The 25499-nt window shown below is 72.2% G+C and carries 21 protein-coding genes and 1 pseudogene; 13 read left to right on the top strand and 9 right to left on the bottom strand.

Going from position 1 to position 25499, the window contains the following annotated elements:
- The first annotated feature begins 137 nt into the window (after nt 1-137).
- The 3 genes from ABT245_RS34450 (at nt 138) to ABT245_RS34440 (ending at nt 4595) form a co-directional block, all read left to right on the top strand.
- Nucleotides 138-1253: an LLM class flavin-dependent oxidoreductase gene (locus tag ABT245_RS34450; protein WP_351741518.1), complete on the top strand. Its 1116-nt coding sequence runs from the start codon at nt 138-140 to the stop codon at nt 1251-1253.
- A 145-nt stretch (nt 1254-1398) separates the two neighbouring features.
- A complete protein-coding gene (locus ABT245_RS34445) occupies nt 1399-3138 on the top strand; it encodes an N-acyl-D-amino-acid deacylase family protein (RefSeq protein ID WP_351741515.1) in 1740 nt (579 codons plus the stop codon).
- Nucleotides 3135-4595, top strand: coding sequence for an aldehyde dehydrogenase family protein (locus ABT245_RS34440; protein ID WP_351741512.1), 1461 nt, complete (start codon nt 3135-3137; stop codon nt 4593-4595). The genes ABT245_RS34445 and ABT245_RS34440 overlap by 4 nt, the downstream gene beginning before the upstream one ends.
- A gap of 281 nt (nt 4596-4876) precedes the next feature.
- On the opposite strand, the gene ABT245_RS34435 is transcribed toward ABT245_RS34440, so the two are convergent.
- On the bottom strand, nt 4877-5272 hold the full coding sequence (locus tag ABT245_RS34435) for a nitroreductase family deazaflavin-dependent oxidoreductase (protein WP_351741510.1): 396 nt from the start codon (nt 5270-5272) through the stop codon (nt 4877-4879).
- A 77-nt stretch (nt 5273-5349) separates the two neighbouring features.
- On the opposite strand from ABT245_RS34435, the gene ABT245_RS34430 reads away from it, so the two are divergent.
- Nucleotides 5350-5880 (top strand): GNAT family N-acetyltransferase, encoded by a 531-nt coding sequence (locus ABT245_RS34430; RefSeq protein ID WP_351741507.1) that lies wholly within the window; start codon nt 5350-5352, stop codon nt 5878-5880.
- A gap of 87 nt (nt 5881-5967) precedes the next feature.
- On the opposite strand, the gene ABT245_RS34425 is transcribed toward ABT245_RS34430, so the two are convergent.
- A complete protein-coding gene (locus ABT245_RS34425; protein WP_351741504.1) occupies nt 5968-6171 on the bottom strand; it encodes a DUF397 domain-containing protein in 204 nt (67 codons plus the stop codon).
- A 13-nt stretch (nt 6172-6184) separates the two neighbouring features.
- On the bottom strand, nt 6185-7039 hold the full coding sequence (locus tag ABT245_RS34420) for a Scr1 family TA system antitoxin-like transcriptional regulator (RefSeq protein ID WP_351741501.1): 855 nt from the start codon (nt 7037-7039) through the stop codon (nt 6185-6187).
- 201 nt (nt 7040-7240) lie between these two features.
- On the opposite strand from ABT245_RS34420, the gene ABT245_RS34415 reads away from it, so the two are divergent.
- The gene (locus ABT245_RS34415) at nt 7241-7681 is read left to right on the top strand and encodes an ATP-binding protein (protein ID WP_351741499.1); all 441 of its coding nucleotides are present in this window, start codon (nt 7241-7243) and stop codon (nt 7679-7681) included.
- A gap of 87 nt (nt 7682-7768) precedes the next feature.
- Here ABT245_RS34415 and ABT245_RS34410 read toward each other — a convergent pair.
- Nucleotides 7769-7990: pseudogene (locus ABT245_RS34410) on the bottom strand (helix-turn-helix domain-containing protein); the annotation flags it as partial.
- A 21-nt stretch (nt 7991-8011) separates the two neighbouring features.
- Complete coding sequence (locus ABT245_RS34405) at nt 8012-8155, bottom strand: DUF6879 family protein (protein ID WP_351741497.1); 144 nt, start codon at nt 8153-8155, stop codon at nt 8012-8014.
- Between ABT245_RS34405 and ABT245_RS34400 the strand changes: the two genes are divergently transcribed.
- The 4 genes from ABT245_RS34400 to ABT245_RS34380 all read left to right on the top strand — a co-directional run bounded on the left by ABT245_RS34400 (nt 8111) and on the right by ABT245_RS34380 (nt 12908).
- Nucleotides 8111-8488, top strand: coding sequence for a DUF6087 family protein (locus ABT245_RS34400; RefSeq protein WP_351741494.1), 378 nt, complete (start codon nt 8111-8113; stop codon nt 8486-8488). The two genes, ABT245_RS34405 and ABT245_RS34400, sit on opposite strands and share 45 nt — an antisense overlap.
- Before the next feature lie 205 nt (nt 8489-8693).
- Nucleotides 8694-9161: an NUDIX hydrolase gene (locus ABT245_RS34390; RefSeq protein ID WP_351741491.1), complete on the top strand. Its 468-nt coding sequence runs from the start codon at nt 8694-8696 to the stop codon at nt 9159-9161.
- Nucleotides 9162-9665: 504 nt separating this feature from the next.
- Entirely contained in the window at nt 9666-12251 is a 2586-nt protein-coding gene (locus ABT245_RS34385; RefSeq protein WP_351741489.1) for a bifunctional FO biosynthesis protein CofGH, read from the top strand.
- Nucleotides 12252-12341: 90 nt separating this feature from the next.
- On the top strand, nt 12342-12908 hold the full coding sequence (locus tag ABT245_RS34380) for a hypothetical protein (RefSeq protein WP_351741486.1): 567 nt from the start codon (nt 12342-12344) through the stop codon (nt 12906-12908).
- Here the strand turns inward: ABT245_RS34380 and ABT245_RS34375 are convergent.
- Nucleotides 12901-13434, bottom strand: coding sequence for a DUF2165 domain-containing protein (locus tag ABT245_RS34375; protein ID WP_351741484.1), 534 nt, complete (start codon nt 13432-13434; stop codon nt 12901-12903). The two genes, ABT245_RS34380 and ABT245_RS34375, sit on opposite strands and share 8 nt — an antisense overlap.
- 93 nt (nt 13435-13527) lie before the next feature.
- On the opposite strand from ABT245_RS34375, the gene ABT245_RS34370 reads away from it, so the two are divergent.
- From ABT245_RS34370 to ABT245_RS34360, 3 genes are all read left to right on the top strand, one after another.
- The gene (locus tag ABT245_RS34370; RefSeq protein WP_351741482.1) at nt 13528-15918 is read left to right on the top strand and encodes a tetratricopeptide repeat protein; all 2391 of its coding nucleotides are present in this window, start codon (nt 13528-13530) and stop codon (nt 15916-15918) included.
- A 297-nt stretch (nt 15919-16215) separates the two neighbouring features.
- The gene (locus ABT245_RS34365; protein WP_351741479.1) at nt 16216-17298 is read left to right on the top strand and encodes a glycerophosphodiester phosphodiesterase family protein; all 1083 of its coding nucleotides are present in this window, start codon (nt 16216-16218) and stop codon (nt 17296-17298) included.
- Between the two features lie 393 nt (nt 17299-17691).
- Nucleotides 17692-18807, top strand: a complete 1116-nt coding sequence (locus ABT245_RS34360) for an ADP-ribosylglycohydrolase family protein (RefSeq protein WP_351741475.1) — start codon at nt 17692-17694, stop codon at nt 18805-18807.
- Between the two features lie 87 nt (nt 18808-18894).
- Here the strand turns inward: ABT245_RS34360 and ABT245_RS34355 are convergent, their stop codons facing one another.
- Entirely contained in the window at nt 18895-19680 is a 786-nt protein-coding gene (locus tag ABT245_RS34355; protein ID WP_351741473.1) for an SDR family oxidoreductase, read from the bottom strand.
- Between the two features lie 123 nt (nt 19681-19803).
- On the opposite strand from ABT245_RS34355, the gene ABT245_RS34350 reads away from it, so the two are divergent.
- Nucleotides 19804-20664 carry a hypothetical protein gene (locus tag ABT245_RS34350; RefSeq protein WP_351741470.1) on the top strand — a complete coding sequence of 287 codons (861 nt, stop codon included), beginning with the start codon at nt 19804-19806 and terminating at the stop codon, nt 20662-20664.
- A 10-nt stretch (nt 20665-20674) separates the two neighbouring features.
- On the opposite strand, the gene ABT245_RS34345 is transcribed toward ABT245_RS34350, so the two are convergent.
- On the bottom strand, nt 20675-22552 hold the full coding sequence (locus ABT245_RS34345; protein ID WP_351741467.1) for a DUF8823 domain-containing protein: 1878 nt from the start codon (nt 22550-22552) through the stop codon (nt 20675-20677).
- 196 nt (nt 22553-22748) lie between these two features.
- On the bottom strand, nt 22749-25160 hold the full coding sequence (locus tag ABT245_RS34340; protein WP_351741573.1) for a D-alanyl-D-alanine carboxypeptidase: 2412 nt from the start codon (nt 25158-25160) through the stop codon (nt 22749-22751).
- Nucleotides 25161-25499: the final 339 nt, after the last annotated feature.

The following is a 25499-nucleotide window of genomic DNA, read 5'->3' as shown; positions in this document are numbered from 1 at the left end:
CCCATCTGACCGCCTCGTCTCTGTAGCTGACGAGCCGTCAGCTCTTGACGGTCCATGTGCCCGGTGCCACAGTCGGGCGACAAGCCAGATCTGACGTAGCGTCAGATGAGCGGAACGACAGGGGACGGTGAACCTCCTTGGAATTCGGGCTCTTTGTACAGGGATACGTGGGCAAGCGTGCCGAGACCGATCCGCTCGCCGAGCACAAGGCGCTGATGGAGGAGACCGAGTACGTCATCCAGGCGGACCGCTCCGGCTTCAAGTACGCCTGGGCGTCCGAACACCACTTCCTGGAGGAGTACTCGCACCTGTCCGCCAACGACGTCTTCCTCGGCTACCTCGCCCACGCCACCGAACGCATCCACCTCGGCTCGGGCATCTTCAACCCGCTCGCCCAGGTCAACCACCCGGTCAAGGTGGCCGAGAAGGTCGCCATGCTCGACCACCTCACCGGCAACCGCTTCGAGTTCGGCAGCGGCCGGGGCGCCGGCAGCCACGAGATCCTCGGCTTCCTGCCCGGCATCACCGACATGAACCACACCAAGGAGATCTGGGAGGAGACCATCGCCGAGTTCCCGAAGATGTGGCTCCAGGACGAGTACGAGGGCTTCCAGGGCAAGCACTGGTCGCTGCCGCCCAGGAAGGTGCTCCCCAAGCCGTACGGGAGGTCGCACCCGGCGATGTGGTACGCGGCCGGGTCCCCGCCCTCGTACGCCATGGCCGCGAAGAAGGGCCTCGGCGTCCTCGGCTTCAGCGTGCAGAAGGTCTCCGACATGGAGTGGGTGCTGGAGCAGTACAAGACGGCGATCGTGAACGCCGAACCGATCGGTGACTTCGTCAACGACAACGTGATGGTGACGACGACCGCGATCTGCGCGCCCACGCACGCGGAGGCGATCGAGATCGCCGTGCACGGGGGGCTGCACTATCTGCCCTCGCTGGTCTTCCGCTACCACGACACCTTCCCGCGGCCCGACGGCTTCCCCGTGTGGCCCGAGACGCTGCCCGAGTACACCGCCGAGTTCATCGAGATCCTCATCGAGGAGGAACTACTCATCTGCGGTGATCCGGACGAGGTGCGCACCCAGTGCAAGCGGTGGGAGCAGGCGGGGGCCGACCAGTTGAGCTTCGGGCTGCCGGTGGGGGTGCCCAAGGAGCAGACCCTGCAGACGATCCGGCTGATCGGTGAGCAGGTGATTCCGCGGATCGACACGGATCCTGTGCACCGGACGTCCCGATTCCGGGCGGCGTGATCGCTGCCGCGGGCTGCGGCGGCTTGGCGGTTTCGGCTGCCACGTGAGCGTCGTCGCGGGCCGCGGGTGCGTTGTGGCTGGTCGCGCAGTTCCCCGCGCCCCTTGCGGGGCACCTCGGTGCGCCGGGAAATGAGGAGGGAGCCCCATGCTTGATCATCTCGTGAAAGGTGCGACCGTCGTCGACGGGACCGGGGCGCCCGGGTACGCCGCCGATGTCGGGATACGGGACGGGCGTATCGCCGTCGTCGGCGCCGTCGGTGCCGTCAGGGAGGAGGCCCGCAGCAGTGAGGACGCCGCCGGGCTCGTGCTCGCGCCCGGGTTCGTCGACCCGCACACGCACTACGACGCCCAGCTCTTCTGGGACCCCTACGCGACGCCCTCGCTGAACCACGGGGTGACCACGGTGGCCGCGGGCAACTGCGGGTTCACGCTGGCCCCGCTGAACCCGGACCGGCCCGACGACGCCGACTACACCCGCCGCATGATGGCCAGGGTCGAGGGCATGTCCCTGGTGGCCCTCAAGGAGGGCGCGCCCTGGAACTGGCACACCTTCGGCGACTACCTGGACGCCCTGGAGGGCCGCATCGCTGTCAACGCGGGCTTCATGGCCGGCCATTGCGCACTGCGCCGCCATGTGATGGGCCCGGACGCGGTGGGCGGACAGCCGACCGACGGCCAACTCGCCCGTATGGTCCGCCTGTTCCACGAGGCCATGGACGCCGGCGCCTGGGGCTTGTCCACCACCCAGTCCGGCACCCACTCCGACGGCGACGGACAGCCGGTGGCGTCCCGGCACGCCCGGCCCGCCGAACTGCTGGCCCTGGCCCGCGCCGTCGGCGAGCACGAGGGCACCCAGATCGAGGCGATCGTCGCCGGCTGCCTCGACCGGTTCAGCGACCCGGAGATCGACCTGCTCGTAGAGCTGAGCGCGACCGCCGGACGGCCCCTGAACTGGAACGTCCTGACCGTGGACGCCGCCGTGCCCGAACGGGTGCCGCGCCAGCTCTCGGCGAGCGAACGGGCCCGCGACGCGGGCGGCCGGGTGGTGGCACTGACCATGCCGATCCTCACACCGATGAACATGTCCCTGGGCACCTTCTGCGCCCTGAACCTGATCCCCGGCTGGGGCGAGATCCTGGGCCTGCCGGTGCCCGAACGCATCGCCCGGCTGCGCGATGCGGCCGTGCGGGCCGGCATGCTGCGGCGCGCGCAGTCCAAGGAGGCGGGCGTCTTCCGGCGGCTGACGGACTTCGGGCGGTACGTCATCGGCGACACCTACAGCCCACGCAACCGCCAGCTGACCGGACGGGTGGTCCGTGACCTGGCCCGGGAGCGGGGCCAGGAGCCGTTCGAGTGCCTGGTGGAGATCTGCGCGGCCGACGATCTGCGTACGGTCCTGTGGCCCATGCCCACCGACAACGACCCGGCCTCCTGGGCGCTGCGGGCGGACACCTGGCGGCACCCGGACGTGCTGCTCGGCGGCTCCGACGCGGGCGCCCACCTGGACCGCATGTGCGGCGCCCCGTACACGACCCGCTTCCTCGGCGACTGCCTGCGCGGACGCCGGCTGGTCGGTCTGGAGGCGGCCGTGAAGATGCTGACGGACGACCCGGCGCGGCTGTTCGGGCTGCGCGAGCGCGGACGGATACGCGAGGGCTGGCATGCCGACCTGGTGCTGTTCGACCCGGAGCGGATCGACGCGGGCCGGGCCACCTTGGTGCACGATCTGCCGGGTGACAGCCCACGATTGGACTCCAGGGCGATCGGCGTCCGGGCGGTCTGGGTGGGCGGCGTCGAGGTGATCCGCGACGACGTGGTGAGCGGCGCCGTGCCCGGCCGGGTGCTGCGCTCGGGCCGGGACACCGAGACGGTGGCCACCAAGTGAACGGCCCGCCCGAGCGGCAGCGGCTGTTCGTCGGCGGCGACTGGACCGAACCGGCCGCCGGCCACTACCCGGTGCTCGACCCGGCGACGGAACGGACCGTGGGCCTGGCCCCGGAGGCGACACCGGACCAGGCGCTCGCGGCCTGCGCCGCGGCCCGCGAGGCGTTCGGCCCCTGGTCGCGGACGCCGCCGCGGCAACGGGCGGCCGTGCTCGCGCGGGCCGCCGACATCATCCGCGGCCGGCTGGTCCCGTACGCCGACCTGGCCCGCGCGGAGACCGGCGCGACGACCGCCACGGCGCGCGGAATGCAGGTGGCGGTGGCGGCGGCCCGGTTCCGCCGCTACGCGCGCGTGGAGGAGACCGAGTGGGCGATCGCGCCGCAGATCAGCGAGGCGGGCCCGATGGCGCCGGCCGGCGTGCTCGGCGCGCTCGCGGTGCGCCAGCCGGTGGGCGTCGTCGCCTGCGTCACCTCCTACAACAACCCGTGGGCGAACCCGGCGGGGAAGGTCGCCCCGGCGCTCGCGATGGGCAACACGGTGGTCGTGAAACCGGCCCCGCAGGACCCGCTGTCCGTGTACCGGATGGCGGGCGCGCTGGCCAAGGCGGGCGCGCCGCCCGGGGTGGTGAACGTCGTCTCGGGGCGTTCGGTGGCGGTGGGCGAGGCCGTCGTGGAGTCCCCCGACGTCGACATGGTGAGCTTCACCGGGTCCACGGCCGTCGGGCAGCGCATCGCCGAGGCGTGCGGGCGCGCGATGAAACGGCAGCTGATGGAGCTGGGCGGCAAGGGCGCGGCCCTCGTCTTCGACGATGCGGACCTCGCCTCGGCGGTCGCCGGGATCGGCACCACGTTCTCCTTCTACAGCGGGCAGATCTGCACCGCGCCGACCCGGGTGCTGGCGCAGCGCGGGGTGTACGAGCGGCTGGTCGCCGGGCTCGCGGCGTACGCGGCCCGGCTGAAGGTGGGGGACCCCGGGGAGCCGGACACGGTGGTGGGTCCGGTGATCTCGGCCGGGCACCGGGACCGGGTGGAGTCGTACGTCGAACTGGCTCGCAAGGAGGGCGCGAGAGTGGTGGCGGGCGGCGAACGGCCGCCCCTGGAAAGCGGGTTCTATGTGGCGCCCACGCTGCTGGCCGACTGCACGAACGCCATGCGGGCGGCCCGGGAGGAGATCTTCGGCCCGGTGGTGGCGGTGATCCCCTTCGACGACGAGGAAGAAGGCGTCCGCCTCGCCAACGACAGCGACTACGGCCTCATCGACTATGTGTGGTCCGGGGATGTGGTGCGGGCGTTCCGGGTGGCCCGGCGGCTGCGGGCCGGCGGGGTCGGCATCAACACCGTCGGCCGCAACATGGAGGCGCCGTTCGGCGGGTTCAAGAAGAGCGGGGTGGGCCGGGACGTCGGCTCCTACGCCCTGCACGCCTACAGCGAGGTCCAGACGCTGGTGTGGCCGGGCTGAGCGATGGGGCTGAGCGACCGGGCCGAGCGGTCGGGCGGCCGGGCCGGGTGGCCGGGCTGGGCGGCGGGGCTGAGCAGCCGGGCTGGGCGGCCGGGCCGAGTGGGTGGGTGGCCGGGCTGAGCAGTCAGGCTGGGCGGCGGGGCTGGGCGGGCCGAGCAGGCCGAGTGGCCGGGCTGGGCGGTCGGGCTGGGCGGCGGGGCTGAGCAGCCGGGCTGGGCGGCGGGGCTGAGCAGCCGGGCTGGGCGGCCGGGCTGGGCGGGCCGAGTGGGTGGGTGGCTCGCTCAGTCGGTCAGGTCCACCCGCACCGTCAGCAGGTCCGTGCCGAACGCCCGCACCGCGGCGCTGTTCAGCCGGGGCAGGCCGCGCAGGCGGGCCACGGCGTCGTCGTCCGGCAGAAGGTGCGCGGTGCCGGTGTGCCAGCGGCCCCTGATCCGGACCCGGACCCGGGGATCGGCCTGGATGTTCCGTACATAGTGGGACTTCAGGCCGAACTCCGAGACCAGCCAGAACGAGTCGCCGACGCGCCGCCCGCCCACCGGAGTGCGCCGGGGCAGTCCGGAGGTGCGGCCCGTCGTCTCCAGCACGGTCTGCAACGGAAGCCGCCGCGAGAGCGGATTGGCCAGATGACGCTGGAACCGGGTCACGATGCGGTGCTTCGTCTCGGAGTGTGCGGACATCCGGGTCTCCTGGGGGTGGGCGGGACGGGTTCCTCCTCGGACGGTACGCCCCCGCGGGCCCGTGCGAAGGTAGGTCCATGGGCATCGAGGCCGAGATCATCCGTACCCGTCGGCTGGAGCTGCGTCCGCTGCGCGTCGAGGACGCCGAGGAGATGGCCGCCGTGCTGTCCGACCCGGCCCTGCACACCTTCATCGGCGGCACCCCGGCCGGCCCGCAGGACCTGCGCGCACGCTACCGGCGGTGGACGGCGGGCTCCCCCGACCCCGCCGTCACCTGGCTGAACTGGGTGGTCCTGCTGCGTGCCGAGGTCCGGCTCACCGGCACCATCCAGGCGACGATCGCCACCGCCGACGGGGGACCGGTCGCCGAGGTGGCCTGGGTGGTGGGAACGCCGTGGCAGGGGCGGGGCATCGCCACCGAGGCGGCCCGTGGACTCGTCGGCTGGCTCGGCCTGCGGCCGGTGCGCAGGATCGTCGCGCATGTGCACCCCGGGCACCACGCGTCCGCCGCCGTCGCCGCCGCTGCCGGTCTGGAACCCACCGACGAGCGGCAGGACGGTGAGGTGCGCTGGGCCCGCGACCTCAGCGGCGGCCCAGGAAGATCGTGACCTGGGAATCCGCAGTGGCGGTGCGGGCCGTGGGCCGAGCGGCACAAGGGGCCGTACGGTGCGGGCAGGTCGCCGCTCTGCGCGGGATCACCGCCCGGTGACCTGAGCCAGGGGAGCGCGGGACTTCAGCGCGTGGAGGAGGGCGGCGAAGGCAGCGGGGCTGGTGGTGAGGACAGGACGGGGCGGGGCGGGGCGATCGGTGAGGTGGACGGCGGCGGGCGTGGCGGATATGTGGACGCAGGCCTCCCCTTCTTGGCAGTACGACGACTTCCGCCAGCGGCGCGTGGACATACTGGCTCCTCTACTACAGATTCTGGGCGATGGCATGGATCAGGTCCCGGGACTTCTCGGGGCTGAGGGCGGCGGCTCCTACGACCTCCAGGAGGCGTCGGTACTTCTCCAAGTGGGCCTCGGCGCAGACCAGTAGAGGACCGTGGAACTGGTCCAGCTGCACAGTGTCAAGCTCAGGTACGGGACCGCACAGGTAGTTGATGGACTGGCCCGAGCCCGGGAACGCCCCGACGTCGAAGGGAAGTACCCGAAGGGTGATGTGGTCCCGCAAGCTCATGCTGATCAGATGCCTGAGCTGGTCGCGAGCCACCCTCCGGCCGCCCACCCGCATGTGCAGTGCAGCTTCGTGGATGACGGTGCTGTACGGATTCGCGTTCTCCCGGAACACTACGTCCTGGCGTTTGATGCGGTGCGAGACACGGTGCTCCACTTCCGGCGGTGTGGGAGCGGGGATCGCCTTGCTGAAGATCTCCCGGGCGTGCTCGGCGGTCTGGAGCATGCCCGGGACGTGAGCGGTGAAGGCGGTACGGATGGCCGTTGCGTGGTGCTCCAGTTCGGCGAGGGTGAGCAGCCCCGACGGAAGCACCTCGCGGTAAGCCTCCCACCACCAGCCGCGTGTCTTCTCTGCGGCCATGTCCACGAGAGCGTCGATGTAGGGCTGGTTCGTGCACGAGTAGATGTTGGCCATCGCCCGGACGCGGTCGGGGCTCACCCCGAACCTGGCCGACTCCACGTTGCTGAGTTGACCCGAGCTGGTGCCGAGCATCTGTGCGGCCTCGGTGGAACTCAGACCTGCCCTCTCGCGGAGTTTGCGCAGCTCCGTGGCGAGCCGGACTCGTCGCGCGGTTGGCGCGGGCCTGGGCGTCATGCGACCTCCTCCTAGCGGGCGTGCAGCGAGCTTGTCACCCACATGAGGGAGATAGCACCGAGATTCTTCGAAAGCTCGCAAAGCAGCTTTGCGATGCCCCTATCGTCATTGCTGGGCGCCTCGCCTGGAAGCGCACCGTGGGACGCCACGGCGGAGACACCAGGCACCTGTCCAACTCCCCTCAGTGACCGGAGACTTCCGATGGCCACCGTATCCCCCTGCTGGAACTACACCCTGCACCTTCCGCACGATCCACGCGCACCGGGTATCGCACGGGGCACCCTCAGGCTGATTCTCGCCGCGCATGAGATGCCGGAGTTCACCACCACCGCGGAACTCGTGGCGGCGGAGCTGCTGGCCAACTCGCACAGTCACACGAAAGGGCCCTACGCCCTACGGCTCCGCTCGGCCGAGCCCGGTCGTCTCCGCGTGGCCGTATGGGACACGGACCCGCACGTCCCGCCCGGCTTCTCGAACGCCGCCGCCCCGGCACCCCCACCGGACGCCGAGCACGGCCGCGGACTGCCCCTCGTGCGGGCCTGCGCGGACGCGTGGGGCGCGTCGGTGCTCCGTGGGCTGGGCGTGCAGAGGAGCGGCAAGCTGCTGTGGGCCGAGTGCGGAGGCGGGGCGAGGGCGTGGTGACGAGGGCCGTACTGGGATCTGGAGCGATGTCCACTGACCAGGGGCTGATCATAGGCGCACAGCCCGAGCACGGCTGGGGAACGATGCCGCTGCCTGATCCTCCACACCGCAGGCCCGGCACCATGCACGTATGTCGGCATCGGACGGAACGGTCTTGGCGCGTGCGATGCGCGACGACTTCGACTTGTGCCAGCCGCAACGTTGCGCCAGTTCATGCCCGGTGAGTCCCGCGTCCTCCCTGATCTCGACCAGTCGGGTGGCAATGGCCGCGCGGGCAGCCTGGGCGGTGGACAGCGGCGTCGTGGACATGAACTGACGGACCGGACTTCTTCAGATGACGTACTTCTCGTGTGGGATACCCCGCTCCCAGACGTAGTTGAAGGCGGTCGAGCACAGCCGGGCGACGGCCGGCGCGTCGGTCTGGTCGGTGTGGACCCAACGGCCGTTGCCGTCAAAGACGTTGCGGTTCGGCACCTGCCCGGCCCCGGTGGTCGGGCAGGTGCGCACTTCGTCGAGAACCGTCGACGGGCGGAACGCCGGCGGGCCAAGGCCGGTCGGCTTCGCGCAGTACCCCTCGTCTCCGCTGAGGGCCCCAGGGGCTCGCATCTGAATCCCCATGCGCCGCGTGCCATCCAGCGATGGAACGGACACTCCTGGGAGCCCCACGGGTTCGCGTCCAACCTCGCCGAGGCGCAACGCATTCTGTACCCCGAGGCCAGTGAACCCCCAGCCGCGGGGCCGACGCCCAGGCTCGACGCGGGCACCGGAAGGCACCGTAAGCCCCCGAGGCCGGCGTCGGAGCGCTGATCGCGCAGAAGACCTTGCCACCGGTCACGGAGACGTAGGCGCCACGGCTGCTCGGCGGGTGGGCCGGGGGCGAGCCGGGTGCGCGGTACGGCTCCACGACACCACGCCGTACGCACAGGGTGGTTCGACAACTACGCTCAGAGCTTCGACGCCGTCTGGGCCGCCGCGCGACCCTGGGCACCCGACCAGGAGAGGATCGCCCACCGTGGGCAGGACTGAGTACTACAACGACCCGGCCGCCCCGAAGGCGAACACCCTCATCCCGGCCAGTAACCTGCTCGTCGTCGACGAGACCGGCGCCATTCTCCTCCAGCGCCGTCGTGACACCGGCCAGTGGGCGCTGCCCGGCGGGGCCCAGGACATCGGCGAGACCGCGGCCGAGTGCGCGGTACGCGAGTGCCTGGAGGAGACCGGCATCATCGCGGAGATCACCGGCTTCCTCGGCGTCTACACCAATCCGAACCACATCGTCGCCTACACCGACGGCGAGATCCGCCAGCAGTACGAGAACACGTACATCGGCCGACCCGTCGGCGGAGCACCCACGATCAACGACGAGGCCGACGGGGTCCGCTTCGTCCAGCCGGCCGACCTGGACCAGTACGACATCCACCAGAGCATGCGCCAGCAGATCGGCGACTACCTCGCCGGCACCTACCCCCACCTCGGCTGAGCCACCAGGGCAGCCCCAATCCGGGTAGGAGCGAACGAGCCGGCAGCCGCCCCAAAGAACCAAAGGGCCGCGGGGAACGGCGCGACCAGCCACGACGGCGCCGCACCCGGCAATGGTCCCGCACCTGCCGAGCTGTCCCCCGTTCCGGCTGAACTGACTGTGGCCGCGGCCGACCGAAGGGGCGCGGGGAACTGCGCGAGCGGCCGCGACGGTCCCGCGCCCGGCAATGGTCCCGCACGTCCCGAGCCGTCTCCCGCCCCGGCTGAACTGACTGTGGCCGCGGCCGACCGAAGGGGCGCGGGGAACTGCGCGAGCGGCCGCGACGGCCCCGCACTCGGCAATGGTCCCGCGCCTGCCGAGCTGTCTCCCGCCCCGGCTGGACCGACTGTGGCCGCGGGGAACTGCGCGACCAGCCGCGACGGCCCCGCGCCCGGCAACGGCACCGCCCCCCGAGCCGCCCCCCGACCCCGCTGAACCGGCGGAGCCCGAACGTATGCTCAAGGAATGACGACTTCCGCGACCCCCGGGACCGGCCCGACCGAGAACTCCATGCGTCGCGCCCTCAAACGGGCCAGGGACGGCGTCGCCCTCGACGTCTCCGAGGCGGCGGTGCTGCTCCAGGCGCGCGGCGAGGCCCTTGACGACCTCGCCGCGTCCGCCGCCCGGGTGCGGGACGCGGGCCTGGAAGCGGCGGGCAGGCCCGGCGTCATCACCTACTCGAAGAGCGTCTTCGTCCCCCTGACCCGGCTGTGCCGGGACAAGTGCCACTACTGCACCTTCGTCACCGTCCCCGGCAAGCTGCGCCGCGCCGGGCACGGCATGTTCATGTCCCCGGACGAGGTCCTGGACATCGCCCGCAAGGGCGCGGCGCTCGGCTGCAAGGAAGCCCTGATCACCCTCGGTGACAAGCCCGAGGACCGCTGGCCCGAGGCGCGTGAATGGCTCGACGCGCACGGCTACGACGACACCATCGCCTACGTCCGGGCCGTCTCCATCCGCATCCTGGAGGAGACGGGTCTGCTCCCGCACCTCAACCCGGGCGTCATGACCTGGACGGACTTCCAGCGCCTCAAGCCGGTCGCCCCCTCCATGGGCATGATGCTGGAGACCACCGCGACCCGACTGTGGTCGGAGCCGGGCGGCCCGCACCACGGCTCCCCGGACAAGGAACCGGCCGTACGACTGCGGGTCCTGGAGGACGCGGGCCGCTCCTCCGTCCCGTTCACCTCCGGCCTGCTGATCGGTATCGGCGAGACCTATGAGGAGCGCGCGGAGTCCCTTTTCGCGCTGCGCAAGGTGGCACGCGCCTATCACGGCATCCAGGAGCTGATCATCCAGAACTTCCGCGCCAAGCCGGACACGGCGATGCGCGGCATGCCGGACGCGGAACTGGACGAGCTGGTCGCCGCCGTGGCGGTGGCCCGGCACATCATGGGTCCGAGCGCCTGCCTCCAGGCCCCGCCGAACCTGGTCGACGCCGAGTACGAGCGGCTGATCGGCGCGGGCATCGACGACTGGGGCGGCGTCTCCCCGCTCACCATCGACCACGTCAACCCGGAACGCCCCTGGCCGCAGATCGAGGAGCTGGCCGCGAAGTCCGCGGCGGCCGGCTTCGAACTGCGCGAACGCCTGTGTGTCTACCCGGAGTTCGTCCGGCGCGGCGAGCCCTGGCTGGACCCGCGGCTGCGTCCGCACGTGGCCGCGCTGGCCGACCCGGAGACAGGCCTGGCGCGTCCGGATGTCCGTCCGGCGGGGCTGCCCTGGCAGGAGCCGGAGGAGGCGTTCGCCGCCACCGGCCGTACCGATCTGCATCGCACCATCGACACCGAGGGCCGCACCGCGGACCGGCGCGACGACTTCGACGAGGTGTACGGCGACTGGTCCGCCCTGCGCGAGGCGGCGGCCCCCGGGATGGCACCGGAGCGGATCGACACGGATGTGCGCGCGGCCCTGGCGACCGCGGCCGACGACCCGACCCGGCTGACCGACGCGGAGGCGCTGGCCCTGCTGCACGCCGACGGCGAGGCACTGGACGTGCTCACCCGGATCGCCGACGAGGTGCGCCGGGCGGCGGTCGGCGACGATGTCACCTACATCGTCACCCGCAACATCAACTTCACCAATGTCTGCTACACCGGCTGCCGCTTCTGCGCGTTCGCCCAGCGCCGCACGGACGCCGACGCCTACACGCTCTCCCTGGAGCAGGTCGCGGACCGCGCCCAGCAGGCATGGGACGTCGGCGCGGTGGAGGTGTGCATGCAGGGCGGCATCCACCCGGACCTGCCCGGTACGGCGTACTTCGACATCGCGAGGGCGGTCAAGGAACGCGTCCCGGGGATGCATGTGCACGCCTTCTCGCCGATGGAGGTGGTCAACGGCGCCACCCGCACCGGCCTGTCGATCCACGAGTGGCTGACCGCGGCGAAGGAGGCCGGGCTCGACTCCGTCCCGGGTACGGCGGCGGAGATCCTGGACGACGAGGTGCGCTGGGTGCTCACCAAGGGCAAGCTGCCCACGGCGACCTGGATAGAGGTGATCACGACCGCGCACGAGCTGGGCATCCGGTCGAGTTCGACGATGATGTACGGCCATGTGGACCAGCCCCGCCACTGGCTCGGCCATCTGCGTACGCTCGCCCGTATCCAGCGGGAGACGGGCGGCTTCACGGAGTTCGTGACGCTGCCGTTCATCCACACCAACGCGCCGGTGTATCTGGCGGGCATCGCCCGGCCGGGCCCGACACTGCGGGACAACCGGGCGGTGACCGCGATGGCCCGGCTGCTGCTGCACCCGTACATCCCGAACATCCAGACCAGCTGGGTGAAGCTGGGCACCGAGGGCGCGGCGGAGATGCTGCGCTCCGGCGCGAACGACCTGGGCGGCACGCTCATGGAGGAGACGATCTCCCGTATGGCGGGCTCCTCGTACGGCTCCTACAAGTCGGTGCGCGACCTGGTCGCGGTGGCCGAGGCGGCGGGCCGGCCGGCCCGGCCCCGTACGACGCTGTACGGGGAGGTGCCCGAGGAGCGGCAGCGGGCGGCGGCGGCCTCGGACGGACATCTGCCCGAGCTGCTGCCGGTGCTGGACTGACACCCTCGGGAGGCCGCCGGACGGCACGGCCACAGTACGATGATCCGACCCCCGTTCGACGGGGACCCGTAGCGGAGGAGATACGTACCCGTGCCAGCCCGACTGCCCTCGTGGGCCTGGGTCACCGGTCTGACGGTGGGGGGGACCGTGGCCGTCGTCGTCCTCGCCGTCCAGGCCGACAAGGGGCCGCACCCGACGGCCGCGGCGGCCCGGCCCAGCGCATCGGCGTCCGCGAGCGCGCACCCGGCACCAAAGCCGACCCGGACGGCGGACCCGGCGGTGCCGGACGGCTCCGGTACCGGCCGCCGTATCGTCTACTCGCTCGGCCAGAAGCGGGTGTGGCTGGTCGACGCGTCGGAGAAGGCGACCAGGACGTTCACCGTGTGGCCGGGGACGGTCGACCCCGACCCCGGCACCTACACGATCTCCAACACCCGCCCGGCCACGACCGGTTCCGACGGCGTACCGATCGAGCACGTCCTCTACTTCGCCGGCAAGTCGGGCCTGTCGATCGCCTTCTCCAACGCGGTCGACGGCTCGTCCCCGGCGCCCGCCGCGGGCCAGCAGACCAGCGGCATCCGGATGCCCAAGGCGGACGGCGCGGCCCTGTGGACGTTCGGCACGGAGCCGGACACCCGGGTGACGGTGGTCAGTTAGCCGACGACCGCTGCGGCAACTGGACGATCAGCAGGACGACACCGCTGAGCAGGAACGCCCGGGTCGCCGCCTCCAGTCCGTTCCATGTCTTCGACTGCCACATCGCGAACCACTCGCCGCCGATCGCGATGAACCCGGCGCCGAAGAGCAGCATCACCATCAGCAGCCCGTACGTAGACACCCGCCGGGCCCGCCCGTGGTCGCGGCGTGCCCACAGCCACGTCCCGGCGACGAGGACGAGGGCCGCGACCCACTCCCAGACGATGATCGCGACGTAGGCGGCGTCCTGGAGGGCGGTGCTCGTGACGGCCCGGCCCATCAGGTCCTCGTCCCTGAACGTCGTGTCCATGGCCAGAACATGCCGCACGAACTGCTGGTTGGTGCCGAAGTCCGTGAGGTTCCCGACGGCGACGAGCGTCATATAGAGGGCGACGGTCGCGGTGAGCACTCCCGCGGCCAGGGCGGGCCCACGGGATACGGCGGCGGCACCGGCGTCGGCGGTGCGGGTGGTGGAGGTGGTGACCATGACCGGGTTCCTACCCTGCCGACTCCGGTGCGTCCCGTACGCATTGAGCCACAATGGAGCCGGGCCGTTCCGGGGAGACGAGGGGACGTACGCATGGCGCAGCCGCGGCTGTCGATGCAGGAGCTGATCGGGCGCCGCAGGCGGTCCGGGTTCATCGGACGCGGCGCCGAACGGGCCGCGTTCCGGGCGAACTTCGGCCTGCCGCCCGACGACGAGCGGCACCGGTTCCTGTTCCACGTCCATGGCGACGCGGGGGTCGGGAAGACCTTCCTGGTACGGGAGTTGGAGCAGATCGCCAAGGAACGCGGGGCGCTGACCGCGTATGTGGACGAGGCCGCCGGGAGCGTGCCGGAGGCGCTGGCCGCCATCAGCCGCCGATTCGCCGGTCAGGGCCACCGGTTCAAGGAACTGGACCGGCTGCTGGCCGCGCACCGGGAGCGCCGGCACGAGGCGGAGGCGGCGGTGGCCGCGCTGGACCCGGAGGCCGCGTCGGCGGGAAGCCTGGCGCTGGCCCGGGCCGGACTGGTGGGCCTCGGCATGGTTCCCGGCGTCGGAGCCTTCGCGGGCGCGCTGGACGCCGAACGGCTGGCCCAGGGCGCCGACCGGCTGCGGGCGGGCCTGAGCGCGCGGTTCCGCAACCACGAGGACGTGCAGATCGTGCTGTCCCCCGAACGCGTCCTGACACCGGTGTTCCTGACCGAACTCGCCGACGCGCTCACCGCGGCGCCGTGGGCCGTCCTGTTCTTCGACACGTACGAACGCACCGGCCCGTTCCTCGACGGCTGGCTGCACGACGTGATGACCACCGACCGCTACGGCGCCCTGCCCGCCGAGGTCGTCGTGGTGACCGCGGGACAGCGGGCGTTCGACACCGCCCGCTGGGGCGCCTTCGCCGACTTCATGTCCGACCTGCCGCTGACGCCGTTCACGGACGCCGAGGCGCGGGGACTGCTCGCCGACCGGGGCGTCGTGGCCGAGCCGGTCGTCGCGGAGGTGCTGCGGCTCACCGGCGGGCTGCCGGTGCTCGTCTCGACCCTCGCCGAGACGCGTCCCGCCGACCCGGAGGACGTGGGCGACCCCAGCGCCACCGCCGTGGAGCGGTTCCTGAAATGGGAGCGGGATCCCGTGCGGCGGGGCGTCGCGCTGGCCTGCGCGCTGCCGCGGTGGCTGGACACCGATGTGTTCCGGACGGTAGTGGAGTGCGCCGACGACCAACTGGACGCGCTGTACACGGGGTTGACGGGGCTGCCGTTCGTGGACGAGCGCGGGGAGCGGACGCAGTACCACGACGTCGTACGGGCGCCGATGCTGCGGCTGCTGCGCAAGCGGTCGCCGCGGGGCTGGACGGAGCGGCAGCGGCGGCTCGCCGAGACCTTCGGCGCGTGGCGGGCGGAGGCCGAGTCGGGGCTGCGGGCCGACGAGATGTGGAGCGACGAACGCTGGCGGGAACTGCGGCTGGCGGAGTCCTACCATCTGCTCTGCTCGGCGGAGCGCGACGCGCTGCCCCTCGCGCTGCGTGACTTCGCCCGCGCCTGTGACGTGGGCGAGGTCGCCGCGCGGCGGTGGGCGCGGGCCCTGCTGGACGCCGGACAGGACGCCGACGCGGCACGGGCCGCCCGCTGGGGGAGCGAGCTGACGGGGGCCCTCGCGGCCGGCGGGACCGCGGGCGCGCTGACCCTGCTGCTGGGCCGGGCCGGCCTCGACGACCCGTCGCAGGCGCTCGTCCGCGGGGTGCGGGGCCGGGAGCTGTGGCGTGGCGGGGCGCACACGGAGGCACTGGCCGACTTCGACCGGGCGGTCGAGCTGGACCCCGGGCTGGTCTGGGTCCGCCTCGACCGGGCCAGGGTCCGCGGCGACCTGGCCGACCACGAGGCGGCGATCACCGACCTGGACCGGGCCCTGGAACTGGAACCGGAACACGCCGCGGCGCACAGTCTGCGCGGCGAGTACCACCGCATCCTGGGGCATGACGACGCGGCGGTCCGGGACCTCAGCGAGGGCCTGCGGCTCGATTCCGCCAGTGAGTTCGCCTGGGCCTCCCGCGGTGCCGCGCACGAACGCCGGGGCGACCTGGAGGCGGCGCTCGCCGATCTGAACCGCGCCCTCGAACTCAAGCCGGACTACGCCTGGGCGCTCGGCCGCCGGGCCCGCGTCTGGCGCCGCCTCGGCGACCACGCCCGCCAACTCGCCGACCTGGACCGGGGCATCGCGCTGTTGCCCGACTGGCCCTGGGGCCGCTGCGAACGCGGCGACGCCCTGCGGGTGGCCGGCCGCCACGAGGAGGCACTGGCCGACTACGACCGTGCGCTGACCCTGGACCCCGGCTACGCATCGGCATACGCCAGCCGCGGCGCCTCGCTGTGCGCTTTGGGGCGCTACGGGGACGCGCTTGTGGATCTGGAGCGTGCGCTGGAGCTGAGGCCGGACTACTCCTGGGCTCGGGAGCAGCGCGCGTCCGTTTTGCGTACCCGCCCGGCGGACTGAGGCCCGGCACCCGCCAGGCCGGCGGTGCGACGGCGTGGGCGGCCCCTGTGTGCGGGGCTTCACCGGTCACGTTCGGTAACGCCGCACGGGCGGGGCCGCCGGGCCAGCCGGCGATCGGGAGGCGCCGGTCCGCGAGCAGCAGCATGACGGCACATGGCGACCGCGAGGGCCGCACAGCCCGCGTGCGCCGTCGTTCTCCAGGCGTTCACGAAGCCCTCATGCGTCAAGGCTTGGTGACGGCTTTACCCGCGACCTACCTTCACGGGGCACAGTCGGTCCGACCCAAGCGAGGCCTGAATGCTCCTCCGGCATGCAATCGCCGCCCTGGCAGTGGTGCCCGCGCTCGCTGTCCCGGCGACCGCCCAGGCGGCCACCGCTCAGCAGGGTGCCCAGCACGTTCTTCCCCAGAAGACCCACTTCGATCTGCAGGCCCACCGCGGCGGCATCGGCATGACCACCGAGGAGTCCCTGGAGGGCTTCGGCAAGGCCCTGCGCCTCGGGGTGAGCACCCTGGAACTGGACACGCACATCACCAAGGACCAGAAGGTCGTGGTCAACCACGACCGGCAGATCAGCGCCCAGAAGTGCAAGGACACCGGTCCGGTGACACCGGGCGACCCGATGTACCCGTACGTCGGCAAGTACATCAAGGACCTGACGCTGGCCCAGATCAAGACGATGGACTGCGGCTACCAGCAACTGCCCGGCTTCCCCGAGCAGGAGCAGATCAAGGGCTTCCGCATGGTGGAGCTGAAGGACGTCCTCGACCTGGTCAAGAGCTACCGGGCCAAGAAGGTCAAGCTCAACATCGAGACCAAGGTCGAGGCGGGCGCGCCCGAGCAGACGGCGCCGCGCGGGCTGTTCGTACGGCGCGTCTACGAGGAGATCCACCGCTCGGGCATCGAGAGGCAGGTCACCATCCAGTCCTTCGACTGGGGCGCCCTGAAGGAGATGCACAGGCTCGCGCCGTCCTACCCGCTGGTGGCGCTGACCAACTACGACTTCCTCCAGGTCGGCAAGCCCGGCGCGTCCCCGTGGCTCGGTGGCATCGACGCCGACGACTACGACGGCGACTTCGTCAGGGCGGCCGCCGCCGTCCCGGGCGTCAAGGCGCTCTCGCCCGTCTACGGCATGCCGCAGAACGGGACCGCCGCGGACCCGGACTTCAGGTTCTACGTCACCGAGAAGATGGTCGACGACGCCCACGCACGCGGCCTGAAGGTCATCCCGTGGACCTGTGACGACAACCCCACCATCGAGGCGCTGATGGACATGGGGATCGACGGCATCATCACCGACTACCCCAACCACGTCCGGGACATCATGGCCGACCGCGGCATGCGCCTGCCCAAGCCCTACCCCGCCCCCCACACTCACTGACGCCCCCATCCCGCCGGTGGTGCCGGCAGCCCCCGGCCGACACCACCGCCCCGCCGATCACCCGCCTGGAACACCGCGGCTTCCCGACGACTGACAAGCCTCCGGCGAACCGCACCACGACACCGACACGGCGTGCCGGGCGTGCCGGGACGCCACCGGCTGTCCGTCGCCGTCGAAGTCCGCGGCCGGCCAACATCTCGCCCAGCACCCCGAGTTGATGTCGGCGGCGGCGTCGGCAGACCCCGCTGACAGACCCCGTCGACACCCGATACCGGTCGCTCTTCGTCATTTCTGGCACATCCCGCATACTGATCCGCCTCATGAACGGACCGTTCCCGGTCGAATACAGTGCTGTGCTGTCGTGCGTACGGACACTGCCCGGAGGAGGTCTTGGTGGGTGCGACAGCCGGTGCGGTCTGGGGCCGTGCCGAACAGCAGGACTTCCGCAGCCGGGTGCGGGGCACGCTCCTCGGGGCGGCCGTCGGCGACGCGCTGGGCGGTCCGGCGGACGGGCTCACGCTGGAGGAGATCCGCTCCGCGTTCGGCGCCGAGGGCCTGGTGGACCTGGCCGTCGGCTTCGGCAGGCGCGGCGCGGTCACCCACCACACCCAGCTGACCCTGTTCACCGTGGACGGCCTGATCCGCGCCCAGGTCCGCCGCGACACCGGCGCCTGGCATCCGCCGACCGATCTGCACCGGGCGTATCTGCGCTGGGCGGCCACCCAGCGGGACTGGGGCCCGGACGAGCGCCGTGAGGAGGACGGCTGGCTGGCCCGGGAGGAGTGGCTGTACACCCGGCGGGACCCGTCGCGAGCGCTGCTGATGGGCTTCGGCGACGCGCACATGGGCACGCTGGAGAAGCCCAAGAACCCGGGCGAGCTGGGCCCGGAGGCGGTGGCCAGATCGGCGCCGTTCGGGCTGCTGGTCGGCTGGGAGCCGCAACTGGTGGTGCAGCTGGCCGTGGAGTGCGCGGCGCAGACCCACGGCCACCCCACGGCGTATCTGGCGGCGGGCGCGTACGCGGTGATCGTGCACGCGCTGGCCCGCGGCGAGAGCCTGGACGGCGCGGTCCAGCGGGCGCTCGCCCTGCTCGCCGCCCGGCCCGGCCATCAGCCGGTCTCGGACGCCCTCCAGCATGCGCTCGGCGCGGTGCGGCAGGGCATGCCCAGCCCGGCGCGGGTGGAGGAGCTGGCCGGTGACGGCACGGCGGACGGGCTGCTGGCCGCCGCCGTGTACTGCGCGCTGGTGGGCGAGGACGTACGGCACGGGCTGTGTCTGGCCGTCAACCAGGCGGGGCCCTCCGGCGCGGCGGGCGCGCTCACCGGCGGGCTGCTCGGCGCCCTGCACGGCGAAACGGCCCTCCCGCCGGCCTGGCTCGCCGAGCTGGAGGGCCGCCCCACGATCCTGGAACTGGCCGACGACTTCGCGATGGAGATGACCCAGGGGCCCGCGCTGCACGGGCCCACCGGGTCCTCGCCGGGCTGGCTGGTCCGCTATCCGAGGGCCTGACCGTCACTCAACGGAAGGTCGAGGGCAGGTAAAAAGGTTCGCCTTTGCTGACCGCGGTTCACATCTTCGCGGGGCCGGCGAAAGGGCTCAGCGCATCAGCTCTCCGGCGTTGACCAGCAGGGACTGTCCCGTGATGGCACGCGCCCGGTCCGAGGCCAGGAACACCGCCGCGTCCGCCACGTCCCCGTCCGTCGCCAGCTCGGGCAGCGCCATCCGGTCCGTCAGCCGGCCCAGCACCTCCGCCTCCGGCACCTGCTCGGCCTGCGCGGTGAACCGCACATACGCCCGCACCGCCGGGCCCCACATCCAGCCGGGCAGCACGGTGTTCACCCGGATCCGGTACGGCCCCAGCTCGCGCGCCAGCGAGTACATCGCGCTGGTCAACGCCCCCTTCGAAGCGGCGTACGCGGCCTGCTTCACCTGTGAGGGCGCCGCCACCGCCGACTGGGTGCCGACGAACACCACCGAACCGCCGCCCGCCTTCAGCGCGGGCAGGCAGGCCCGGGTCATCCGCAGCGTGCCCAGCAGGTTCACGTCGAGCACCGACCGCCAGGTCGCGAGGTCCGCGTCCTCAAGACCGCCGAAGCAGGAGTCCCACGCGGCCACGTGCACCACGGCGTCGATCCGTCCGAACCGCTCCCGTGCCAGCCCCGCCAGCGCCGCGCACTGCCCCTCGTCGGTGATGTCGGCCGCCCGGTACGCCGTGTGCGCCCCCGCCGGATCGATCTCCGCCGCGCTCTTGGCGAGATTCGCCTCGGTGCGCGCCCCGAGCACCGCGTTGCCCCCGTCCCGTACGACGGCCGCGGCGACCCGGTGGCCGAGCCCCGCTCCCACCCCCGACACCACGACGGTCTTGCCCGCGAGCAGTGACATGGCGGACCTCCCGGCTGTCCCGACCCTGGCGCTTTATCTGACGGGGCGTCAGAGTATGGGCGTCCGCAGAAGTTAGGAAGAGCGCAGGAGCCAGGAAGAGCACGGACGACGGAGGGCAACGGCATGAGTGAGGAAACCCGCAGCGAGCTGTACGCCGAACTGGCCGCCGTGGGCCCCTACGGGGTCCGCCCCGGGCACGCCCTGATCACCATGGTCGAACCGCACCCCGGCCACGAGTACGCGTACAACCGCTGGTACGAGGACGACCACTACTACGCCGGGGCGATGGCCATGCCCTGGATGTACGCGGGCCGCCGCTGGGTGGCCACCCGGGAGCTGCAACTCCTGCGCTACCCCGAGAAGTCGGCCGTGGCCCGGCCGGTCACCGCCGGCTGCTATCTCTCCACGTACTGGATCACCGACGGCCGCTACGACGACCACATGCGCTGGACGGTCGCCATCAACCGGCGCCTGAACCGCGACGCCCGCGTCCACCAGGAGCGCACCCATGTCTTGACGGCCTTCCAGGACCACGAGGCGACCGTCTACCGGGACGGCGCCGCCGGCCCTCGTGACATCCACGCCCTCGACCACCCCTATGCCGGCCTGGTGCTGGAGGTCGTGGACGCGGAGCCGGCCGGTGGCCGGGCCGCACTGCTCGAGTGGCTGCGCGCCCGCCATCTGCCGAGGCGGCTGGCGGGCTCCCCGGCCGCTCTGGTGACCGTGTTCCGCCCGACGCCGCTGCCCGGCGACCGCATGACCTATGTGAAGCAGGTCGAGGGCATCGGCACCCGCCTCACCCTGCTCTGGTTCCTGGAGAGCGACCCGCGGGAGTGCTGGGAGCGGCACTTCACCGGACTCGACGAACAGGTACGGGAGTCGGGCCTCGGCCGGGTGGAGCTGGTGGCGCCGTTCATCCCGACGGTCCCCGGCACGGACCGCTATGTGGCCGAACTGCGGGCCGGCGGACCGTCCGACGCCTGACCGGCGCCGGTCACTGCTTCAGCTCGTCCGGGCACGGCGTGCCCCGCGGCAGCTGGTACGGCGCCGCCAGCCGGTACGTCCCGGCCCGCGGGGCCAGCAGCATCGTCCACTTGTCGCCCTTGGCGTCCTCGGCCGTCTCCATCAGACAGCCGTTGACGTTCTCGTACGTCTTCGGCACCCCGGGGGCGCGATGTTTGGAGGCCTGCGTCTCCTGCGGCGGCTTCAGGCTCTTGCCGTCGGCGTCCACGATGCTCAGCCACGGCGAGTACGGGATGCGGATCAGGACCCGGCCCGCCTTGCGCACCTCGATGGTCAACTCACCCTGCTCCGCCCGGTCGACGACCGCGTTCGGCTCGGCGAGCGGCGCCGCGTCCGTCACCCGGAACAACTGCCAGTTGGCGTCGCCCCAGACCTGCTTCAGATACGGCAGCCCGCGCTGGACCAGCTCCCGCTCCCGCTCGCCGCCGTCACCGTCCGGCTCGTCCTTGGGCAGCACCACGAAGTGCACGGCCCAGCGCTGCAACCACTCGTGGTAGTTCGCCGAGTTGAGCGTGTCGTCGTAGAAGAGGGGGTTGCGCTCCATGTCGGCCTGCCGGTTCCAGCCGCGCGCCAGATTGACGTACGGGGCGAGCGCGGACGCCTCCCGATGGGAACGCGCCGGGACCACCTCGACCCGCCCCTTCTCGGCGCCCACCTGCTGTAACTCATTGACCAGCGGGGCCAGCTCACGCGCCCAGGAGGCCGCCGGCGTCGTGTGCACGATGTCATCGACCGACTTGAAGCCGATCCATCCGGCGAACCCCAGGAACGACAGCACGATCGCATACCACTTGCGCGACCGCGGCACCGCGAAGGGCAGCGCCGCGACCAGCACCACCCCCGCGAACAGCATCGACAGCCGGGAGATGTTCGACCCGATCTGCGAACTGACCAGCCAGACCAGCAGCACCGCGAGGCTGTACACGGCGGCCGTCAGCCGGACCGTCGTCCACTGCTTCGGCACCAGGAACAGACAGAGCAGGCCGTACAGCAGCGGCATGACCGTCGAGCCGAAACCCATCGGCTGGGTGCCCGAGAACGGGAACAGCCAGGCCGCGACGGCGACGACCGCGGACGGCGCGAGGCCCAGCGCCCAGGCGCCCGGGCGGCGCTTCTGCAGGAACAACGCCACCGCGACCAGACCCACGAACAGGCCCGCGACCGGCGACGCCATGGTGGCCAGCGCGGCCAGCGGCGCCGCGACCACGGCCTTCGCCCACCGCTTGTGGCGCCAGCGGTAGGGCCAGCAGAAGACGGCCGCGACCGCGCCCAGCGCGAACAGCGTGCCGAGACCGAACGTCACCCGGCCCGACAGCGCGTTGCACAACAGCGCGAAGACCCCGGCCAGCGCCGCCCACAGTGGATTGCGCACCGACCGGCTGCGGATCAGGACCATGGTCAGCAGCCCCGCCGACACCGTCCCGGCGGCCATCATGGTCGTACGGACACCGAGGACCGACATCAGATACGGCGACACCACGCTGTACGACACCGGGTGCATCCCGCCGTACCAGGCGAGGTTGTACGCCGAGTCGGGGTGCCGGCCGACGAACTCGGCCCACGCGTCCTGGGCCGCGAGGTCGCCGCCGCTGTTGGCGAACGTGAAGAACCAGATGATGTGCAGCACACCGGCGAGCGCGGTGACGGAGAGGGCCGGATGCCGCAACAGCCGCTGCCGCAGGGGTTCGGCGAACGCGAGCGGCCCGGCCCGGCGGGGCGCACGGCCGTCCGTACGGCCGTCCGCGTGGTCGGCGTGGTCGTCAACGTCGGTTGCGGGCGGGCGTATTCGCGGGCCGGATCCCGGGCCCGGATCGGCGTCGTCGGCGCGTGTCGGCTCCGCAGTGGCCACCTGAAGGCACTCCCCGTGTCCCGTCTCTTGTTCTCGGCCGGGTTCCCCGGTGTTTCCGGCCGCTTACCGGCCAGTTCGCGGCCCTGTCCCTTGACCTGCGACCTGCCCCGATTCGTGACGCTAGCACGCACCCCGCCGCGCGGCCCCCGGGTGGGGCCCCGTCGACGGGGTGCGGGAACGGACCGGGTGCGGCGGGTCAGCCGAGCCGGGTCAGCTTGTCCGTGAAACCGGGTTCGGCGAGGTCCTTCTGCAAGGCGACCGGCACCTTGACCGCGCCGTTCGAACCGTCGCCCACGGTGAGGGTGCCCACCTTCGTGCCCGCCTTGGCGGAGTGCGGCACATCGTCGGCGACGAACGACAGCCCGACCTTCAGCCCCGCCCAGCCGACCGCCGTGACGTCCTTGGTGATCACGACCGGCGTACGGCCACCGAGCCCGTCGTCGACGTACCCGACGACATCGCCCTTCTTCAGGATCGTCGCCGAGTTCAGCGCGCCCTGTGCGGCCCGGATCAGCTTGTCGCCCGCGTCGAGGGCGCCGCTGATGATCGTGTTGTCCGAGCCGCCGGGGCCCTGGCCGACCACGGCGCCGACGATGGTCCGCGTCTCCCCGCCGACCTCCCGGGTCGCCGCGAAGACCAGGTTGCCGCCAGCCGCGGTGGTGGTGCCGGTCTTGATGCCGATGACGCCGTTGTAGCCGACCAGACGGTTCCAGTTGCTGTGCTTGGTGCCCTTGTAGTCGGTGTACTCCATCATCCGGGCGACCTCGCGGAAGGAGGCGTTCTGCATCGCGGCCTTCGCCAGCTTCACCTGGTCCACGGCCGTGCTGACCGTCGTCTTCTCCAGACCCGACGGGTCCGTGTACGTCGTGTGGGTCATCCCCAGGTCCTTGGCGGCGGCGTTCATCTTCGCCACGAACGCCTTCTCCGAACCGGCGTCCCAGCGGGCGAGCAGCCGCGCCACGTTGTTCGCGGACGCGATCAGCACCCCTTCGAGCGCCTCCCGTTCGGTGATGGTGTCGCCCGCGCGGACCTCCACGGTGGACTCGCCGTCCGCGGTCGCCTGGTCCTGGGCCGTCTGGTCCACGGGGATCTTCGAGCCCTCACCGCCCTTGAGGGGATGCTCGCGCAGGATCAGATACGCGGTCATGACCTTGGCGACACTGGCGATCGGCACGGGCTTTTCCTCGCCGGACGAGCCGAACGAGCCGATGCCCTGCACGTCGAGCGCGCCCTGACCGCCGGACGGCCACGGGATGGACGCCTTGCCGCCGGTGAAGGTGTAGTTCTCCTCGGCGGTCAGATCGAGGCTCGGCGTGGGCAGCGGGCGCAGCGCCTGCACGATCGCAAAGACGACGGCCAGCAGGACGACCAGCGGGGTCCAGATCTTGACCCGGCGCACGACCGTGCGGACCGGGGTCTGCGGGGGCGGCGGCGTGTTCGTCAGCTCGGCCAGCAGGTCGAGCGGCGGCTTCGGCGGGAGCGGCTGCTGGGTGGTGCGCTCGGGGCCGAGCCGGGGGACACGGGCGGTCGCGTCGGCGGGGGCCGCCGGGGGCTTGCGGGCGGCCGGGTCGTCGAGCGGCTTCAGCGCGACGAACTTGCTGGTCTGCTCGGCATCGGTCTCGGACGTGCCGGGCTTCTTGGCGCCGCCCACCTTGAGCATGGTCGTCGGCTGATCGACCGGCGCGTCCGCGGGCGCCCGTACGGCCTTGAAAACCGCGGTCGGCTGATCAACACCCTGCGCCCCGACTCCGCCTTCGCGCCCGGCGCCGTCCGCGGATCCGCCACGGCCGTCCGCGGGTCCGCCACGGCCATCCGCGGGTCCGTCACGGCGGTCCGCGGGTCCGTCACGGCGGTCCGCGGGTCCGCCAGGGCCGTCCGCGGGTCCGTCACGGCGGTCCGCGGGTCCGCCCTGGGGGGCGCTGCCGCCATCGGCGTCGTCACCATCTGTGTCGGCGTCGGCGTCGTCGTCACCATCTGTGTCGGCGTCGGCGTCGGCGTCGGTATCGGCGTCGGTATCGGCTTGGGCACCGGCACCCGAGGAAGAGCCCTGGCCGAGGGGGGTGCCGGCATCCGTCTTGGCGGCCGCACCGGTCTTGGCGCCGGCGCCGGTCTTCGCCCCGTCGGCTGCCGCGGAGTCGGCCGCTGCCTTGCCGGCCGAGTCCGCGGCGGCGTCGGCGGCACCGTGGGCCCTTGCGGGGGAGCCGGTACCCGCCTTGGTGCCGGACGCCTGAGGAGCGTCAACGCCCGTGGCATCCTCGGCCCCTGCCTCGGCTTCGTCGTTCGTCCGGACACCGGAAACCGAGCCGGCGGCTATGGCGACGGCCTCACCCTCCGCGGTACGGGCGGCATCCGCCTTCGCCTTGGTGGAGCCCGCGTTCGTCCTGGAAGCCGCCTTCGGCTTGGAGCCTGCGTCCGCCTTCGAGGCAGCGTCCGCCTCGGGGTCCGCGTCCGCCTCGGGGTCTGCGTCCGCCTCGGGGTCTGCGTCCGCCTCGGGGTCTGCGTCCGCCTTGGGGTCGGTGTCCCTGGCGGGGGCCCTGTTTGTCTCTGCGTCTGCGTCCGCGTCGTGGCTGACTCCCGCCTCGGAGCCTGCGTCCGCCTTGGAGGGCACGTTCGCCTTGGAGTCCGCGTCCGCCTTGGGGTCGGTGTCCCTGGCGGGGGCCGTGTTCGTGTCGGCGGCTGGGGCCGTCTTCTGGGCAGCCGCAGGTTCGGAGGTCGTCTCGGGATCCGGGGTGCGGTCCGCGTCCTCGGGGTCGGTTCCGGAGGCGGAGGGTGCCTTCGAGGCCGTGGAGTCCTCAGGTCGGGGTTCAGCGGCCCCGGGAAGCGGCTTGGAGGGCGCTTCAGCGGGCTCCGCGCCGTCGGCGTCACCGGAGTCACCCGGGCGCACCCACGCCGCCACAGCAGCCGCCAGGCGCGCTCCCGTCCCGTCGCTCTCCGGACCGACGCCGCC

The sequence above is a fragment of the Streptomyces sp. NPDC001508 genome, assembly GCF_040298665.1.
Classification (GTDB): domain Bacteria; phylum Actinomycetota; class Actinomycetes; order Streptomycetales; family Streptomycetaceae; genus Streptomyces.
This window is presented reverse-complemented; position numbering and strand designations above follow the sequence as displayed.